Consider the following 622-nt stretch of genomic DNA (forward strand, 5'->3'; position numbering starts at 1 on the left):
GCGCGCCAGTTTGTTGTACGCTCGCTCATGCGCCTCGAATTGAGGGAGTTGGTCGGCATTGGCCATGCGCCCGCCCTGCCGCATTAGCGCGATATGGGTTGTTGCCATCTGGACAGCTAGCATACGCTCGATCCCGTCTCGCGGGCCTATGTCTCTAACGATCGCAGGGAGGAATCCGCGCATGTCTGCCGTCCCATCATCTGCTTCCGAAGACGAGAGCGTCATATAGCCTTGACGGAAAAGAGCCTCATTTACGGCGGGGCTTTCACTGCCGAAGATTTTGTACATAGCGTCTTCGCCGTGCTGCGTAACATGCAAACCGCCTTCGTTCCGTTCAAAGTCGAACAGATCATATCTCGCTGGTTTGTCTTTGACCTCTTCAATTTTTGTCATGCAGCTATCCTTTTTAAGAGACCTTGTCGGGTGGGCCGGTGCCTTTTGTTGAAGTCTTTTTGATGGCTTCACACACCGTTGCCGTTATGTGTTATACTATAACATTTTTATCAGATACTGAACACCTGCTTTGTGAGGTGTTTTGCTTGATTTGTACCTTGGCGAACGGATGCTTACCGCTACAAAGCAGCCATCTGAGAAAAACGGTCGAATGACCGCATCGAGCCCA

At 51.3% G+C, this 622-nt stretch carries 1 protein-coding gene; it reads right to left on the reverse strand.

Translation table 11 applies throughout. The annotated features are described in order from the left end of the window. A partial coding sequence (locus AC2D8V_RS20240) for a hypothetical protein (protein ID WP_484735411.1) occupies window positions 1-393 on the reverse strand: 393 nt, incomplete at its 3' end. Window positions 394-622 lie beyond the last annotated feature (229 nt).

This window comes from Roseobacter sp. YIN89, from assembly GCF_057219365.1.